Origin of the sequence: Streptomyces sp. NBC_01450, assembly GCF_036227505.1 — a bacterium.
GTDB lineage: Bacteria > Actinomycetota > Actinomycetes > Streptomycetales > Streptomycetaceae > Streptomyces.
The window spans coordinates 7,394,932-7,411,284 of sequence record NZ_CP109480.1; the positions used below are offsets into that span (position 1 = coordinate 7,394,932).

Genomic DNA, 16,353 nt, shown 5'->3' on the forward strand with positions numbered 1-16,353 from the left:
GTCACTTCCGGTACTCCGCCGGGACGGCCTTCGCCGCGATGCCCTCGAAGCGCCGGTCGAAGAGCGAGCCGACCTTGAACCCCTTCACGAAGCCGCCCTCGGCCAGCAGATCGGCGGTCTCCTGCTCCCACTTCACCGCCTCGTCCCAACTCGGCGGGAACAGCGGCTTGTTGGCCAGCTCGGTGATCGACTGGGCCTGCGCGAGGGTCAGGTTCTGCGTCTTCACGTAGAACTCCGCGTTCCAGGCGTCCGGGTGCTCGTACGCCCACACCTGTCCCTGCGCCCAGCGCGGGATGTACGCGGCGACCGCGGCCGCCTTCGCGGAGTCGGCCAGCACGGCGGACGGCGCCCACAACAGGTTGAGCAGGTCGACCACGTCGGTGGTGATCGCGCGGGCGCCCTTCGACTCGTACTGCTTGAGGTACGCCGGTGCCTGGCTGTTGGCGAGCGGGGCGATGTCGACCTGGCCCGACTGCAGGGCCGTGAAGAACTGGTTGCTGGTCAGCGGGACCAGCTTCACCTCGTCGTACGCGAGCCCGGCCTCCTTCAGCGCCCGCAGCAGGACGACGCCTTGGGCCTGACCCTGGGAGAACGCCAGCTTCTTGCCCTTGAAGTCCGCGACGGTGTGGATGTCGCTGCCGGGCTTGGTGGCGAAGAGGTAGTTGGGCTTGCGGGTGAGGTTGATCGCGACGATCTTGGCGTCGTAGCCCTGGTAGTGCGCCTGGATCGGCGGGATGCCCGCGTTGTTGGCGACGTCCAGGGACTTGGCGCGGAAGGCGTTGATGACATCGGGTCCGGCGCCGATGTTCACCCAGCTGGAGACGGTGAACGGCAGGTCGGTCAGGCCCGCGAGCTTGAACTGCAGCTGCTGGACGTTCTGGTACGAGGCGATCCTCAGGCTCGTACCGGCGGGGACCTTGGCGGACAGCGGGGCGGACAGGGACCCCTTGGACTCGCTGTCGGCGGCACTGGCCCCCGCGCAACCGCTCAGTCCGGCCGCGGCGGCCACGCCGAGCAGGGAGGACAGGAACAGCCGGCGGTCCACACCGGACGCGGAAGGGGACGACGAAGGAGACAGTGGTGGCATGGGAGGACTCCGGGGATCCAAGTGACGGGAATGCGCGCGGAATTCCGGGCAGGGGGAATTCAGCAAGGGAAAGACGCGAAACAAGCGCGCAAGAGGAGGAGAGAGGCGCGCGCCGAAGGCGCGGCAAAGGAAATCGGGTGATCGTCGACGCGTCGATGCGTCAGCAGGTCACCACATCAACAGGTCACCACATCAGCACGTCAACGCGGTGACGTGGCAGCGACCCGGCGTCAGCAACAACGCGTGCGTGCGACCCGCATCAGGTCGACGACGCGGCACTTGGTCAGCGGAACCTGCACCCGCGAGCTGCTCATGAAGAGGATGCTCCTGTCCTCGTACGACCGCTGTCAACATTCGGAGTTTCTGAATTAATTCGCCCCCGGTGACAGGCTCAGCGGATCCCGGTACACCACGTCGAGCGCCACGGATCCACCCGCCACGGCGAGTACGGAATCCGGGAAACTGGTCGGCAGGACGGAGGCCGCCCGGTCCGCCCCCACCTCCGCGCGCAGCGCCCCGAGGCAGTCCTCCCGGTGCACGGTCCCGACCTCCGCGACGACGACCGTGTCCGGGTTGAGCACGTCCAGCAGCAGCCGGGCCGCCCGCCCGACCGTCCGGGCCCGCTCCAGCAGCAGACGTACGGCCACGGGGTCGCCGTCGGCCGCGGCGCCGATCACATGCATCGGATCGGCGACGGTGATGACGCCCGCCTCCCGCGCCCGCCGGCACAGCGTCCGTTCGCTCAACTCGGCCTGAAGGCAGCCGGTCCGGCCGCAGTCGCACCGTTCCGAGCCGCCCGGCAACGGCAGATGGGCGATCGCCCCGGCCTGGGAGCGGGGACCGTGGTGCACCTCGTCGTGGGTGGCGAAGGCGGCGTCCACCACGTTGCCGACGAACAGGTGCAGCACGCTGCGGCTGCCGCGCACCCGCCCGAACAGCCGCTCCCCGTTGACCAGTGCCCGCGCGTGCCCGTCCACATGGACCGGCAGCCCGGTTCGCGTCCCGAGTGCGTCCCGGACGTCGACGTCGCGCCAGCCGAGCAGGGGGTGCTCCACGATCGTCCCGGAGTCGCGGTCCACCCAGCCGCCGGCCGCGACGCCGACGCCGAGGGGGGTGCGGCCGGGGTGGTCGGCGAGCAGGGCGGCCAGCCCGGCGGCGGCGTTCGCGAGCACGCGGCCGGGTTCTGTGCCGCCGTCGTGGGCGAGCCGTCGTTCCGTCACGACCCGGCCGCGCAGGTCGAGCAGGGCGACGGTGGTGTAGGGGACGGCCACGTGGACTCCGCCGACCACGAACCGGGAGTCGTCCAGGTGGATGGGGACGTGGGGACGTCCGACGCCGTTCGACTGCCGGGGCGTCGGAGCCTCCCGGATCAGGCCGAGCGCGGTGAACCGGGCGCAGTAGTCGGTCACCGAGGCGGGGGAGAGGCCGGTCAGCCGGGCGACGGTGCTGCGGGCGACCGGGCCGTGCTCCAGCACCGAGCGCAGGATGACGCTGGCGCTGGTGCGGCGACGGTCGCCGACGGCGGCGCGATGGGGTGTCGTGGGCGGGGAGGGGGCCAGGGAGGTACGAGGCATGGCGCTTCCTAGGGAGCGTGTCCGAAACTGTGCCGTCTCGACGTGGTCTCGACTCGAGTGGTCTCGACTTGCTTGGTCTCGTCTCGGCGAGCCGGATGCGCTCCGCCCGCCCTACCAGGGGCGACAGGTGGAGGTGCCCTGGCGTCGCAGGTCGACATAGCGACGCGACGCGAAGTTCTCAGCCTGGGCGACCATGCCCTGAAGGGTAGGTCTTACCCCCGATTCCGGCCAGAGGAGCCCGGTTCCTCGCCCCCGCCGCCCCTACCCGTCCCATTCCGGGGGCTGCGCCCCCAGACCCCCGCATCGGCCTGAAGGGCCTCGTCCTCAAACGCCGGACGGGCTGAAGACGCGGGCCGGGGCGGAGGCTTCCAGGGGCGCGGGGAACTGCGCGACCAGCCCCCACCGGCCCGCAGCCGAACAAAGACGCCCGGCAGGCGAATTGGTGGGTCCCTACAGGCCGCGCTCGAACCTCTCCCGGGACAAAACCATCCCACCTCAGTGACCAGCATCACGCCCCGATAGGTGTACACGGCCTCCTTTGTAAGGGCTCCACCAAGCCCCGGATCCCCGCTTTGTCGACCGCGCACGGTGATCCACCCGTCCCCCTGGGATAGCGTCACCGTGTCCCGACCCCCCGTCACCCGCCGGAGTCCCCATGAGCACCGCTGCCGCCACCCCCCGCCCAGGCATCCGCCCCGGCGAGGTCCTCGCCGACCTGCTCCCGGCCTCCCGCGTCAGGGACATCGCCCTCGTGCTCGGCGGCGCCGCCCTCACCGGCCTCGCCGCCCAGATCTCCCTGCCCGTACCGGGCTCCCCGGTCCCGGTGACCGGCCAGACCTTCGCCGCCCTCCTCGTCGGCACGGCCCTCGGCGCGGGCCGCGGCTTCCTCTCGCTCGCGCTCTACGCCCTCGTCGGCATGGCCGGCATGCCGTGGTTCGCCGACGGCGGCTCCGGCACCGCAGCCCCGTCCCTCGGCTACATCCTCGGCATGATGCTCGCCTCCGCCGCCGTGGGCGCCCTCGCCCGACGCGGCGCCGACCGCTCGTTCCTGCGCATGGCGGGCACGATGCTGCTGGGCGAGGCGATCATCTACGCCGTCGGCCTCCCGTACCTGGCCGCCGCCACCGGCATGTCGCTGAGCGCGACCCTCGCGGCGGGGTTCACCCCGTTCCTGATCGGCGACGCCCTGAAGGCGGCGCTGGCGATGGGCGTCCTGCCGACTGCCTGGAAGTTCCTCAACCGCTGAGGCCGTAGTTCCCTCGCGAGAGGCTCGCCGGGTCGTACTTCGATTTCGACCCGGCGAGCCTCTCGCGCGTTTCGGGCCCGGGAGGTCGCAGAAGGCGGGCCGGGGCGCCGCGCACACGGCGTCCCGGCCCACGCCGTCACGCCTGCGGCTGCCGGCGAGGCCGCCGCTGGGCCCACCACATCCCCGCCGCCCCGACGGAGACGAGCGCCGCCCCCGCCGCGCCGAGCGGCAGAAGGTCACTCCCGGCGCCGGTCTTGGGCAACTGGTCGCCGCCGGGTGTCACCGGCTTGTTCTCGGTGTCGAGCAGCAGCGGAGTGGCCGGGGCGTTCGGCGACGGATTCGTCGTACCGAACGGCACCGGTCCCTGCTGCCAGAACGTCTTCTTCCCGGCGCTGTCCTGAACCGGCAGGCAGATCTTTCCGGTCTTGCTCAGATCGAAGGTCGCGGCGACGGCGTACGACCGCGACTTTCCGGCCGCGAGATTACCGACATCGCACACGAATCCACTGTTCGAACCCTTGGGCAGATCCTTTTCCGCCATGGCGGAACAACCCTTGACGCTCTTGACCTTCAGGCCGTCGAAGCCGACCACCAAAAGCCGGATCTTTCCGCTGTCCTTGGTCCCCTCGTTCTTCACCGTGGCGGTCAGCGCCGTTTCGTGCGAGCTGTTGTCCACCGAGATCTTCTCGGGCAACAACGTGGTCAGCTTCACGCCCGCCGGTGCCGGGTCCACGACCTTTCCCCCCTTGCTGCTCCCCGGTCCCTGGTCGTCCGCGACGGCGGTGAAGGAAAGGATCATCACGGCCGAGAAAGATGCCGTGAGCAGCGATCCCGCGATGGTCGTCGTGTGACGAGAACTCATGTTCGTCCCCCTTGGCTGCGCCTGAATTCGCAGTACTTGAAGAGGTACCACAAGATTTCTCCGCACTATGCTGGTACGGCATGAAGTGTGACCATTGTGTTTCTGCTGTGGCGGACGATTGAGGCGGGTGTTGAGGGGGTGCAGGGGATTGACGGGGAATACGAGTGACGGTGTTCCGGGATTATTGGTGACGGGTCGATATCGGCTGGCCGAAAGTATCGGCCAGGGGGGAATGGGGCGGGTGTGGCGAGCCACCGACGAAATGCTCGACCGGCAGGTCGCCGTCAAGGAAATGCGGATCGACGGACTCGACCCGGAGGACACCCGAACCCGCCGCGAACGCACTCTGCGCGAAGCCAGGGCCACGGCCCGGATCGACCATCCCAATGTCGTGCGCATCTACGACGTCGTGGACCAGGGCGAGCGGCTGTGGATCGTCATGGAACTCGTCGCCGGCCGCTCCCTCGAGCAACTCGTGGTCGAGGACGGCCCGCTCGACCCGCCCACCGCGGCCCGTATCGGGCTCGAACTGGTCGCGGCGCTGCGCCAGGTGCACGCCGGGGGAGTGCTGCACCGGGACATCAAGCCGGGCAACGTCCTGGTCGAGCGGCGCGGCCACCGTGTCGTCCTCACCGACTTCGGCATCGCCGCGCTGCAGGACGCGGAGGCGCTCACCATGGTCGGGATGCTGGTCGGTTCCCCCGACTACATGGCACCCGAGCGCATCTCCGGCCGCCCCCAGGGCCCGCCGTCCGACATCTGGTCGCTGGGCGCGACGCTCAGCGCGGCCCTCGGTGGCCGCTCGCCGTTCTCCCGTTCGACCACCCTGGCGACGTTGCACGCGGTCCTGTACGAGGAGCCAGAACTTCCCTCCACGGCTGGTGACTTGGGGGAGATCCTGGCCGCCCTGCTGGAGAAGGAGCCGTCGACCCGACCGGGCCTGGAGGAACTGGAGACGGCGTTGCGCCCGATCGCGTTCCCCCGACCGGAGGAGACCGAATCCCCGTCCCCGGAAACGGGACTCGTACCCGAACCGGCGCCGGAGTCACCAGAAGCTCCGGAAGTGCCAGAGACACGGGCATCACCGAAAGCGTCAGATACATCAGATACATCAGAGACACCGGAGGCATTCGAGACGCCAGAGGTGGAAGGGACGGCTGAGCCTCCCGACGCACCGGAGAAGACGGAGACGCCGGAATCCGCGCCACCCCCCGTCCCTCCGTTCCACCAGGAGTCGCCCACGCGCGCACTCCTGGACGTGAGCCTTATACGCGCCGCGCAACACCCCCCGCCCCAACGGAACCCCGAACCGACCCCCGTATCGCCCCCCGAGCCGGACCTCGTACAGGACGCCATCCCGGAGCCCGACCCCACACCTGCACCCACACCCACACCCACACCCACACCCACACCCACACCCACGCCCGCACCCACGCCCGCACCCACACCCACGCCCGCACCCACGCCCACACCCGGCCCCGACCTCACCCCCACACCCGAGCCCAGCGCACCCCGGCCGCTTCCCGAACCCCCCTCCCTCGCCACACACACCACGGTCTCCCGCGTGATGATCACGCCGCCGGGCGAACTCCCCGGCCCCGCCGTGCTCTCCGCCCCACGGCGGGGCCGGCGCCGGATGGGCCTGGCCGCCGCCGGGGGTGTGGTGGTCGTGGGAGCCGTCGTAGGGCTCGTCATGACGCAGACCGGCGGCTCCTCCCACGACACGACCGGCGCGCTCACTCCGACCTCGACCTCGACCGCGTCATCGTCCTCGTCGACGTCACCGAACTCCGCGCAGAACCCGTCCACCACCCCCTCCTCCCCACCCCCCACCGTCGACGGCACGTCACGCCCGCCGAGCCTGCCGGCGGGCGCCCGGAAGGAGGCCGGGCTGTACGCGTGGACGCCGCCGCAGGACTGGCAGCGGGTGGCGCAGAGCGGTTCCGAGGTGCACTACACCTCGCCCGACCGCGCGCAGGAGATCGTGGCCAACGCGACCCCGGCCCGGGGTGACCTGCTGGCGCAGTGGCAGCAGGCGGAGGTGGACACCAGCAAGGGCCTGAACTACCGCCGGATCCGCCTGGAGCGCACCACGTTCCGTGGCGCGCCCGCGGTCGTCTGGGAGTACACCGTCACGGCCAAGGGCCGGCTCTGGCACGTCCGACTGCTCGGCTTCCGCTCCGGTGGCACGTCGTACGAGATCAGCACCTGGTACCACCCCGACATCGAGGCGACCGCGCTCCCCGTCTACGACGAGGTCAAGAAGAGCTTCACGCCCCTGTGAACAGATAAGGGGAGGGGCCCGGCGGCAGCTGCCGCCGGGCCCCTCCCCCTCACCGAATCCGTCGAACACCGCGTCCGGGTGCTCAGGCCTCCGACGTGGCGTCGACCGGCTCCCCGGCGCCCACCGGCGCGCCGACGGCCGCCGGCTCGGTCGCCGCGGAGCCGCCGAGCTTCTGCTTCACGAAGGCGATCACGAGCACGATCGCGGCGACGAGCAGCGACAGCAGGACGGTCTCGCGTCCGTCGTGTTCCGTGTCGGTCAGCATGTAGCCGAGGACGAAGACGATCAGCGCGGCCGTCGCCCAGGTCAGGTAGGGGTACAGCCACATCTTCACGACCAGCTTCTCCGGCGACTCGCGCTGGATGATCTTCCGCATCCGCAGCTGCGAGAAGCAGATGACCAGCCAGACGAACAGGGCGACCGCGCCGGAGGAGTTGACGAGGAAGAGGAAGACCGAGTCGGGGAACTTGTAGTTGAAGAAGACGGCGACGAAGCCGAAGACGACCGAGACGACGATGGCGGCCATCGGCACACCGCGCGAGGTGGTCTTCGCGAACACCTTGGGCGCGTCACCGCGCTCGCCGAGCGAGAACGCCATCCGGGAGGCCGTGTAGAGCCCGGAGTTCAGGCAGGAGAGCACGGAGGTCAGCACGATGAAGTTCATGATCTGACCGGCGTGCGCGATGCCGAGGGAGTCGAGGGCGGCGACGTAGGAGCCCTTGTCCTTGATGGAGGGGTCGTTCCACGGCAGCAGGGACACGACGACGAGGATCGAGCCGAGGTAGAAGACGGCGATGCGCCAGATGATGCTGTTGGTGGACTTGGTGACGGCTCGCTGCGGGTCCTCGGACTCACCGGCGGCGAGGGTCGCGATCTCGCTGCCCATGAAGGAGAAGACGACCAGGAGCACACCGGTGAGGATCGCGCCGGGCCCGTGCGGCAGGAAGCCGCCGTGGTCGCTCAGATTCCCCAGGCCGGCCTTCGGGGCGTCGACACCCGGCAGCACGCCGAAGATCGCGAGCGCGCCGACGACGATGAACGCGCCGATCGCCACGACCTTGATCCCGGCGAACCAGAACTCGAACTCTCCGTACGAGCCGACGGAGACCAGGTTGGTCGCGGTGAGCACGATCATCACGATGAGCGCCCAGCCCCACTGCGGTACGGCGGGCACCCATCCTTCGAGGATCTCGGCCCCCGCGGTCGCCTCGACGGCGAGCACGACCACCCAGAAGAACCAGTAGAGCCAGCCGATCGAGAAACCGGCCCAGCGCCCGAGAGCGCGGTCCGCGTGTGCGGAGAACGAACCGGAGGTCGGGTTCGCGGCGGACATCTCGCCCAGCATCCGCATCACCAGCACCACGAGCGTGCCGACGAGGGCGTAGGAGAGGAGGATGCCGGGCCCTGCGGTGGCGATACCGGAGCTGGAGCCCACGAAGAGGCCGGCGCCGATGACGCCACCGATGGCGATCATGGTCAGATGACGGTTCTTGAGCCCGGCCTGGAGGCCCGAACCGGGTTCTCCAGGGCCTCCGTGGCCGCTTGCGGCCTTTGTGGGGGTCGGCTGCGAGGTCATAGGGGGGATTCCTTTGCGCCGGGTGAGCAGATTCCCGTACGAGCGGTGTACGGGCCCGCGCGGGTCCTTGTAGGGACCCTGTAACGAGCCGGTCCAGTGAATCGGAGGCAAAGAGATTCGTGAACCTTTGAATCCAGATCGTTACTTGAGGTTTCCTTGAGGTTTGTAGCCTTGCTCACACTTTTCGTCGGCGACACCCGGCGAGAACGATCCGAAACAGCCGTGTCACACTCGGACCATGCGCGTGTATCTCGGCTCCGATCATGCCGGTTTCGAACTCAAGAACCACCTCGTCGAGTGGCTCAAGGCCGCCGGGCACGAGCCCGTCGACTGCGGGCCCCTCATCTACGACGCCCAGGACGACTACCCGCCGTTCTGCCTCCGCGCCGCGGAGCGTGCGGCGGCCGACCCCGAGGCCCTCGGCATCGTGATCGGCGGCTCCGGCAACGGGGAGCAGATCGCCGCGAACAAGGTGGACGGTGTGCGTGCCGCGCTCGCCTGGAGCGAGGAGACGGCGTCGCTCGGCCGCCAGCACAACAACGCCAACGTGGTGGCCGTGGGGGCGCGTATGCACACCCAGGAGGAGGCGACGAAGTTCGTGGAGGTCTTCCTCTCCACGCCCTTCTCCGGTGACGAGCGCCACGTCCGCCGTATCGACATGCTGTCGGCCTACGAAGAGACGGGCGACCTCCCGCCCATCCCGGCCCACCACCCCCAGCAGGCCTGACTCCCGGGGCTGCGATCCGCATCTTCAGCCTGTCCGGCGTGTGAGGACGAGGCCGTTCAGGCCGATGCGGGGGTCTGGGGGCGGCAGCCCCCAGGGACGGGACGGGTAGGGGCGGCGGGGGCGGAACAAGCCCCGAGCCTTCAGCGCCGTACGAGAGACTGCCGCACGAGGAGGACCCCGTGCCCGAGGGGCACACGATTCACCGGCTGGCCGAGGACTACGCGGCCAGATTCACCGGCAATCCCACCTGCGTCACCAGCCCCCAGGGCAAGTTCACCGACGCCGCCGCCCTCCTCGACGGCACCCCCCTCGAACGCGCCGACGCCCACGGCAAACACCTCTTCCTCGCCTTCCGCGCCGCCGACTGGATCCACATCCACCTCGGCCTCTTCGGCAAGGTGAACTTCGGCGACGCCCCCGCCCCGCCCCCCACCGACACGGTCCGCCTCCGCCTCGCGAACGCCACGTCGTACGTCGACCTCCGCGGCCCCACCACCTGCGCCCTGATCACGGACGACGAGAAGCGGGCGATACACGCCCGCCTCGGCCCGGACCCCCTCCGCGCGGACGCGGACCCGTCGGCGGCGTACCGCCGTGTCTCCCGCAGCCGTACGACGATCGCCGCCCTCCTCATGGACCAGAAGATCATCGCGGGCGTCGGGAACGTCTACCGCGCGGAAGTCCTCTTCCGTCACGGCATCGATCCGTACCGCACGGGGAAGGACATCACCCCGGCGCAGTGGGACGCGGTCTGGACGGACCTGGTGGCACTCATGCGCGAGGGCGTCCGCAACAACCGCATCGACACCGTCCGTCCGGAACACACCCCGGAGGCCATGGGCCGCCCACCGCGCGTGGACGACCACGGCGGCGAGGTGTACGTGTACCGCAGGGCCAACCTGCCCTGCCACATCTGTGGCGGCGAGATCCGCACCGCCGATCTCGCCGCCCGCAACCTCTTCTGGTGCCCGACCTGCCAGAACAACTGAACCGGCTTCGGACGCCTGGGGGCTAGAACCCGTGCGGCAACCAGGGCGCGACCGCCGACGAGAAGCCCACCGAGGCCTCCGCGAGCGCGCCCTGCCGCAGCTCCCGCACCCGCCCCGCCGCCGCGAGCGAGGCCAGGGACACCCCGCCGAGATACGCCGCCCCCAACTCCCGTACGGACAGGGCGAGATCGGCGGTGTCCGAGGTACGCACGCAGATGGCGCCCTTGGTGTCCCCGGTGAGCCGCCAACGCCCCTCGTTCCAGGGGCAGAACGCGTCCTCCACCTCGAACACCACGTCCACCGGCGCCTGATACGTCCGTGCCTCCAGCGCGGCACCGACGTCCACGAGCCGCACGTGCAGCGCGTCCCGCATCCGCACCGCGCAGCGCCGGATGTCGGACACCATGTACTGCCACGCCTCGTCCACGGGGCGACCGCGCGCCACGAGCGTGGACGTCAGGTCGATCTCGAAGAGGAACCGCCACAGCGCCGCGTGCGTCGCCGGGTCGAGCGCCTCCAGTTCGTCGAGTACGACGGTGAACGCGGCCCCGCGGTGGTCGCCGCCCCTCTTGATCCGGTACCGGGCGTAACCCACGACCTCGTGGTCCCGCTCGGCGATCACGCACTGCAACGGCGAGGCGCCGTCCCGGTCGCCCTCCGGGTCGAGCAGCACCACCCGCTCCCAGCCGGGCCGCCGCGCCAGCCTCCCCGGCCGGCCCGGAACCAGCCGCGCGTACACCGCCTCGCACGCGTCGAGTACGTCGGTCGGCGCGGCGTACCGCAGACGTACGTCATCGGTGCCGGGCGGTACGGACAGTCGTACCCGGGTCGTGTCGATCTCGGCGTTGTACTGGTGGGTCGCGATGCCGTAGCCGAACCGGCCGTAGATCACCGGCTCCGACGCGGTCAGCACGGCCAGCGGCTCGCCCCATGAGCGGATGTCGTCCAACTGCCGCCGCATCATCGACCTGAGCAGCCCGCGCCGCCGGTGCGTGGCCGCGACCGTCACCATCGTGATGCCCGCGGCCGGTACCGAGGTGCCGCCGGGGACCGTGACCCGGAAGGAGAACGCCCCCGAGGTGCCCACACACTGGTCGCCGTCCCAGATACCCAGGAATCGGTCGTACTCTGTCAGCGCGTTCCACACCTCGCGCTCCTCGGACGACTCCGGTACGCCCCCGAACGCGCGGATCAGGCTGTCGTACCACGTGTCCCACTCGGGCTGCCGCAGAACCCGCAAGTCAGTCGTCATACGCCATGCCTACCAGCCGCAATGCAGTACGAGCGAGGGAATTTCCCCCATCCCCGGAGGTGCCGTTCACTGTGATGTTGAGCGCTCGGACGGGGGACAAGTGGGACCTCCCGTGCCAAGCACCTGGTCCGATGGATAGGGTCCCGAACTAATGGCAGCAGGACGAGAGCGGCGCGCGGAAGCCGAGACGTTCACGGCCCGGTTGAAGAAGCAGTGGCACCGGGCTCGCACCGGCGTGCGCAGATCCGCCGTCGACTACTTCCGCGGTGACGGTTCGGACTGGATCGCACTGGCCGGTCTGCTGCTGACCATCCCCGTGATCGCGGCCACGACGCTGATGAACTCGGTCTGGTGCTCCCCGGCCGCGCTGGTCCTCCCGATCGTCGCGGGCGGCCTTCTGCTGCGCCCCGCCAGCCTGCTCGGCCTGTACGCGGCCGCCGCCACCGCGCTGATAGTGGAGTCCGTGAAGCTGGGCCCGTACACGGAGGGCCCGTCCCGGGTCACCCCGGGCGTGGTCCTGGTGGTCGCCGCCTGCGGCTTCTTCGGGCTGCTGATCGCCCAGTTCCGCAGCCGTGTCGGTGTGCCCTGGCGGCGCGGCGGCACCATGCTCTTCGACCTGCGTGAACGCATCCGGGTACAGAGCAAGCTGCCGGGCCTGCCGCTGGGCTGGCACCGGGAGATGGCGTTGCGCCCGGCGGGCGGTCAGTCGTTCTCGGGGGACTTCGTCGTGGCCGCACGTACGAACAGCGGCCGAAGCCTCGAAGTCGTCCTGACCGACGTGTCCGGCAAGGGCATGGACGCGGGTTCGCGCGCCCTGCTCCTCTCCGGAGCCTTCGGCGGTCTCCTGGGATCGCTCCCACCCCACGCCTTCCTCCCCGCGGCGAACGGCTACCTCCTGCGCCAGGACTGGGACGAGGGCTTCGCCACCTCGATCCACCTGGTCCTGGACCTGGACTCCGGCGACTACGAACTCTTCTCCGCCGGGCACCCACCGGGCCTTCAGCTCAGCGCGGGCAGCGGGCGCTGGGAGGAGAAGGCCGCCGAAGGTCCACTCCTCGGGGTGTACGACGGTGCCCAGTTCGACCCCGTCAAGGGTTCCCTGCGGCCCGGGGACGTCCTGATGCTCTTCACGGACGGTCTGGTGGAAACCTCCGACCGTGACATCGTCGAGGGCATCGACCGCCTCACAGGTGAGGCCGACCGTTATGTCGCCGGCGGTTTCCACGGCGCCGCGTGGCACCTCATCGAGGCCGTCGCCAAGGACGTCAACGACGACCGGGCCCTCCTCCTGATCAGCCGAGAGGGCCCCACGGCAACCCGCTGACGACGGCCTTCTCGATGGTCGAAGGGGCTGACCGGACAGGGGCCGTATGTTGCGCCCCTTTTGTAGGGATCCACCGTCGGGCGGTTGTCATGCTCGGTCTGACGGCGGTCACGGTCCCGGCCCACGCGGCGCTGCGGCGGGAGACACTGGAGGCGTGACGCAGACTCTCCTGACCCTGGCCGAAATAGAGGCCCTCGCCCGTACGGCGCACGCCGCCCAGACCGACAAGGCGGGGCGGCCGTACACCGAGCACCTCCAGGCCGTCGCGGACGGGGTCCGTGAGCGCGGGGGCGACGACGAGCAGATCGCGGCGGCCTGGCTGCACGACGCCGTCGAGGACGACGTGCTCTCCGAGGACTGGCTGCGCGAGGCCGCGCTGACCCGGCGGACGAAGGACATCGTGCTGGCGCTGACCAAACGCGAGGGAGAGCCCCCGGAGTCGTACGCGAAGCGCATTCGTACGACACCGGGAGCTCTCGTGGTCAAGGCGTCGGACCTGGCGCACAACGGCGATCCGGCCCGGCTCGCGGTCCTCGACGAGCACACCCGCGCGCGGCTGACCAAGAAGTACGCCGCGATGCGGACACTGCTCGGACTGCCGCCGGGCTGACGGTGACTACGCCGGGGCCTTGGCCCGTTCGCGGGCCAGCTCCGTGACGTCCCGTCTGAACGCCCACTCCATGCTGGGCTCCATCGCGAAGCGGAAGACCCGCCGGACCGGCGCCGTGCACAGCAGGGTGACGGCCGCGCCCGCGACGAGGGTCACGAAGATCTCGCCGAGCGGCCGGTGCAGCCACTTGTGGTCGAACCAGCCCCAGTAGTCGCCGCCCTTGACCAGGAAACCGTGCAGCAGATAGCCGTACAGCGTGCCCGCGCCGAGGGCCGTGAACCACATCTTGCGGCGCGGCACCCAGGCGAAGAAGCACGCGGTGAGCAGCAGCGAGCAGCCGAGCAGGGCGAGCACCATCACGGGGCCGACCCACCAGGGGACACCCAGTTCCTGGGCGCTGTCGCGGTGGTAGAACCAGCCGGGGTTCATCCGCGGCACCGCCCACCAGCTCACGACCAGCGCGGCGGCGAACACCGGCACCGACAGGATGCGCACCTCGCGGCGGCGTACCAGCTGGAAGTGCTCGGGCTTCATGCACAGGCCCAGCACGAAGAACGGCAGGAACTGGAGCGCCCGCTGCAGATCCAGGTCGTCACCGATGGACGGTGAGGTGGTCGCGAGCATGGCCACCGCGATGGCGAGCGGAAGCGGCCAGCGGACCAGCTTCCACAGCGGCGTCGTCAGCCGCCAGATGAACAGCGCGCACAGGAACCAGGTGAGGAACCAGGGGTCGAGCAGGCTGACCGGCAGCGACGGATCGTCGTCGGCCCAGCGCTTGAAGAGGACGTACGCCACTTCGAAGACGACGTACGGCACGGCGACACCGGTGACCAGCCGCTTCAGCCGGTCGGGGCGCATGTCGAAACTGCGGGAGAAATAGCCGGAGATGATGATGAAGGCCGGCATGTGGAAGGCGTAGACGACCATGTACGCGGCTTCGAGGACGCGGCTTTGGCCCTTCAGGGGCTCCCAGGCGTGGCCCATGGCCACGAGCACGATCGCCAGGTACTTGGCGTTGTCGAAGAAGGCGTCACGCGGTCTGCCGGGTTGGGCGGCCGCGGCGGCGGTGGCGCCGGCCGGCTGCGAAGGTGGGCCGGACGGCTGACTCGGGGCAGAGCGCGGGGTCGCCGCTGCCTCCGTCGACCGCTCTGCCGGGGGGAGCGGCGCTCGACGGGGACCGTTCGGCCGGAGCGAGTTCGTCACAGGCACTCCGACCATGAACGGTGGGGAGCGGGGGAGACGATCCAGGACCTTGCTGCGCTTGCGGGGGACGAGGCGGCGTGGAACATCTGAGGCACCCTAGCGTTGTCTGTGCGTTTTCGTAAATCTCCTGGCGTCATTCCTGCATATCACCTGTGAGTTCGTCCGTGAGTTGCTCTTCGAGTACCCCGGATTTGAGGATATCCCCTTACCGTGTTCGGCAGTTGTGGCGCCGGTCTGTCCGCATTCGTCATGACTAATTGGTGCATAACACTCGCGGGCGACTCTGGCGAAATGTCCGGTCTTCGGTGCCTTCGGGGGCATGTTCCCGGCGTCTTCCGGGGTTTCTTCGCCGAGCCTGTGACAACAATTGGAAATACCTGCGAACAGGATGTGTGGACACGGCAACGATCATTCTGAATTTCCCAGGCGAGTGCACGGTCTAATTGGCTTGCGAGGCCGTGAAGTTGGCCTGTCCCGGGAGGGTGGGGGAGTCCGGTTTCCAGGTACCGCCAACCGACGATGCGTCACCTGCGGCATACGCGGGCCGGGTTGGTGGCACGATGGTTCTGGCGGGGGTGTGCGGGGCTGCACCCCCGGGCCGGGAGAGCGGACCGACCGTAGGGTGTGATCAGTTGTGGCCATCTCGCTGTCAGTGGTACTGCTGTTGGCGATCATCCTCGTGGTGCTGATCCGAGGGGGATCGATCAAGGCGGGGCCCGCCATCGTCGCGGTGCTCTTCGGCTTCTTCCTCGCGTCGACCGGAATGGCTCCGTCCATCCAACGGTTCCTCGACTCGATAGCGCAGACGATCAACTCGATCAGTTTCTGATCTCCGAGCGGGACGGGCCGGCGCTTCACCGTCGCCCCATTCACGGACGCGGCCCCGACGGTCGCGCCCCGGGCCGACCGCGCTCTCCAGGCCCGGCTCGATCAATGATCCGGCGGCCGACCGGGAAAACGATCAGGGCTGCGCCGGAGGAGTGATCCTCCGGCCCGGAAGATCGTGTACGCACACGGGCGCGGGCCCGGTGAGACGGCGACCCGCGCGTCTGTGGGCCCCCGTCGGCATTCCCCGCTGGTCACGCCTCGGATTCTTGCCACCAGTTCAACGGCTCTCCGTCCGGCCCGAACACGTTGCTGAATCCCCACTCGAGCGGCGTGTCCACACCCGCCGCCCACGTTTCCATCACGGCCTCGACGGCGGGGAATCCGGCGGCGGACGCCACCGTCACCACGATGAACCGCCGGTCGGCAGGCGCCTCCACCAGGCCACCCAGGGGGGCGAAGGCGCTGATCAGGGACTCCAGGGATTCGGCGGTGAACGGAGTCCCGCCGAAGGCTTGGACGCAGAGGTTCGGGCCTCGCCGCTCGATCTGGAACCGGCCATCGGCGTCGATCTTCAGCAGATCCCCCGCCGCGCAGCCCTCGACCATGCCGGGGCTGCCCATCAGTTCATAGCTGTCAGGACCGACAGCCCGGGCGGGAAGCGTCTCGAACACCGGCCTGCCGGAACCGGCGAAGCCGACCCGGAGCGCCACATGGCGATGGCTGGAGTCCGCCGGGCTCTCGATGCTCATCCCGGCATGCTCGCAGAGGCGTCAGGGGGACACGACGGTCGG

At 69.7% G+C, this 16,353-nt stretch carries 14 protein-coding genes; 7 read left to right on the forward strand and 7 right to left on the reverse strand.

Annotation, left to right across the window (positions count from 1 at the left end):
• Position 1: 1 nt before the first annotated feature.
• Both OG568_RS32920 and OG568_RS32925 read right to left on the reverse strand, forming a co-directional pair.
• Entirely contained in the window at positions 2 to 1,087 is a 1,086-nt protein-coding gene (locus OG568_RS32920) for an ABC transporter substrate-binding protein (protein ID WP_329534172.1), read from the reverse strand.
• Positions 1,088 to 1,455: 368 nt separating this feature from the next.
• Positions 1,456 to 2,661 (reverse strand): ROK family transcriptional regulator, encoded by a 1,206-nt coding sequence (locus OG568_RS32925; protein WP_329534173.1) that lies wholly within the window; start codon positions 2,659 to 2,661, stop codon positions 1,456 to 1,458.
• Positions 2,662 to 3,316: 655 nt separating this feature from the next.
• Here OG568_RS32925 and OG568_RS32930 point away from each other — a divergent pair.
• A complete protein-coding gene (locus OG568_RS32930; RefSeq protein ID WP_266413931.1) occupies positions 3,317 to 3,907 on the forward strand; it encodes a biotin transporter BioY in 591 nt (196 codons plus the stop codon).
• Positions 3,908 to 4,043: 136 nt separating this feature from the next.
• Here the strand turns inward: OG568_RS32930 and OG568_RS32935 are convergent, their stop codons facing one another.
• Positions 4,044 to 4,769, reverse strand: coding sequence for an LPXTG cell wall anchor domain-containing protein (locus OG568_RS32935; RefSeq protein ID WP_329534174.1), 726 nt, complete (start codon positions 4,767 to 4,769; stop codon positions 4,044 to 4,046).
• 187 nt (positions 4,770 to 4,956) lie between these two features.
• On the opposite strand from OG568_RS32935, the gene OG568_RS32940 reads away from it, so the two are divergent.
• Positions 4,957 to 7,053 (forward strand): protein kinase domain-containing protein, encoded by a 2,097-nt coding sequence (locus OG568_RS32940; RefSeq protein ID WP_443077802.1) that lies wholly within the window; start codon positions 4,957 to 4,959, stop codon positions 7,051 to 7,053.
• 82 nt (positions 7,054 to 7,135) lie between these two features.
• Here OG568_RS32940 and OG568_RS32945 read toward each other — a convergent pair whose 3' ends face one another.
• Positions 7,136 to 8,629 (reverse strand): amino acid permease, encoded by a 1,494-nt coding sequence (locus OG568_RS32945; RefSeq protein WP_329534176.1) that lies wholly within the window; start codon positions 8,627 to 8,629, stop codon positions 7,136 to 7,138.
• Between the two features lie 238 nt (positions 8,630 to 8,867).
• Between OG568_RS32945 and OG568_RS32950 the strand changes: the two genes are divergently transcribed.
• Entirely contained in the window at positions 8,868 to 9,356 is a 489-nt protein-coding gene (locus OG568_RS32950) for a ribose-5-phosphate isomerase (protein WP_329368360.1), read from the forward strand.
• A gap of 179 nt (positions 9,357 to 9,535) precedes the next feature.
• Positions 9,536 to 10,345, forward strand: a complete 810-nt coding sequence (locus tag OG568_RS32955) for an Fpg/Nei family DNA glycosylase (RefSeq protein WP_329534177.1) — start codon at positions 9,536 to 9,538, stop codon at positions 10,343 to 10,345.
• A gap of 22 nt (positions 10,346 to 10,367) precedes the next feature.
• Here OG568_RS32955 and OG568_RS32960 read toward each other — a convergent pair whose 3' ends face one another.
• A complete protein-coding gene (locus OG568_RS32960; RefSeq protein ID WP_329534178.1) occupies positions 10,368 to 11,597 on the reverse strand; it encodes a GNAT family N-acetyltransferase in 1,230 nt (409 codons plus the stop codon).
• 151 nt (positions 11,598 to 11,748) lie between these two features.
• Between OG568_RS32960 and OG568_RS32965 the strand changes: the two genes are divergently transcribed.
• Both OG568_RS32965 and OG568_RS32970 read left to right on the forward strand, forming a co-directional pair.
• A complete protein-coding gene (locus OG568_RS32965) occupies positions 11,749 to 12,921 on the forward strand; it encodes a PP2C family protein-serine/threonine phosphatase (RefSeq protein ID WP_329534179.1) in 1,173 nt (390 codons plus the stop codon).
• A gap of 169 nt (positions 12,922 to 13,090) precedes the next feature.
• Positions 13,091 to 13,531 carry an HD domain-containing protein gene (locus OG568_RS32970; protein ID WP_443077898.1) on the forward strand — a complete coding sequence of 147 codons (441 nt, stop codon included), beginning with the start codon at positions 13,091 to 13,093 and terminating at the stop codon, positions 13,529 to 13,531.
• 6 nt (positions 13,532 to 13,537) lie between these two features.
• Here the strand turns inward: OG568_RS32970 and OG568_RS32975 are convergent, their stop codons facing one another.
• Positions 13,538 to 14,734 carry an acyltransferase family protein gene (locus OG568_RS32975; protein WP_329534180.1) on the reverse strand — a complete coding sequence of 399 codons (1,197 nt, stop codon included), beginning with the start codon at positions 14,732 to 14,734 and terminating at the stop codon, positions 13,538 to 13,540.
• 634 nt (positions 14,735 to 15,368) lie between these two features.
• Here OG568_RS32975 and OG568_RS32980 point away from each other — a divergent pair.
• Positions 15,369 to 15,563, forward strand: coding sequence for a hypothetical protein (locus OG568_RS32980; protein WP_054231893.1), 195 nt, complete (start codon positions 15,369 to 15,371; stop codon positions 15,561 to 15,563).
• Between the two features lie 250 nt (positions 15,564 to 15,813).
• Here the strand turns inward: OG568_RS32980 and OG568_RS32985 are convergent, their stop codons facing one another.
• A complete protein-coding gene (locus OG568_RS32985) occupies positions 15,814 to 16,311 on the reverse strand; it encodes a DUF4265 domain-containing protein (RefSeq protein WP_329534181.1) in 498 nt (165 codons plus the stop codon).
• Positions 16,312 to 16,353: the final 42 nt, after the last annotated feature.

What these genes read in the sequence shown, in the direction of transcription:
- OG568_RS32950 (WP_329368360.1), top strand. Translation starts at nt 8,868, where the DNA reads ATGCGCGTGTATCTCGGCTCCGATCATGCCGGTTTCGAACTCAAGAAC.
- OG568_RS32935 (WP_329534174.1), bottom strand. Translation starts at nt 4,769, where the DNA reads ATGAGTTCTCGTCACACGACGACCATCGCGGGATCGCTGCTCACGGCA.
- OG568_RS32920 (WP_329534172.1), bottom strand. Translation starts at nt 1,087, where the DNA reads ATGCCACCACTGTCTCCTTCGTCGTCCCCTTCCGCGTCCGGTGTGGAC.
- OG568_RS32930 (WP_266413931.1), top strand. Translation starts at nt 3,317, where the DNA reads ATGAGCACCGCTGCCGCCACCCCCCGCCCAGGCATCCGCCCCGGCGAG.
- OG568_RS32925 (WP_329534173.1), bottom strand. Translation starts at nt 2,661, where the DNA reads ATGCCTCGTACCTCCCTGGCCCCCTCCCCGCCCACGACACCCCATCGC.
- OG568_RS32985 (WP_329534181.1), bottom strand. Translation starts at nt 16,311, where the DNA reads ATGAGCATCGAGAGCCCGGCGGACTCCAGCCATCGCCATGTGGCGCTC.
- OG568_RS32965 (WP_329534179.1), top strand. Translation starts at nt 11,749, where the DNA reads ATGGCAGCAGGACGAGAGCGGCGCGCGGAAGCCGAGACGTTCACGGCC.
- OG568_RS32945 (WP_329534176.1), bottom strand. Translation starts at nt 8,629, where the DNA reads ATGACCTCGCAGCCGACCCCCACAAAGGCCGCAAGCGGCCACGGAGGC.
- OG568_RS32960 (WP_329534178.1), bottom strand. Translation starts at nt 11,597, where the DNA reads ATGACGACTGACTTGCGGGTTCTGCGGCAGCCCGAGTGGGACACGTGG.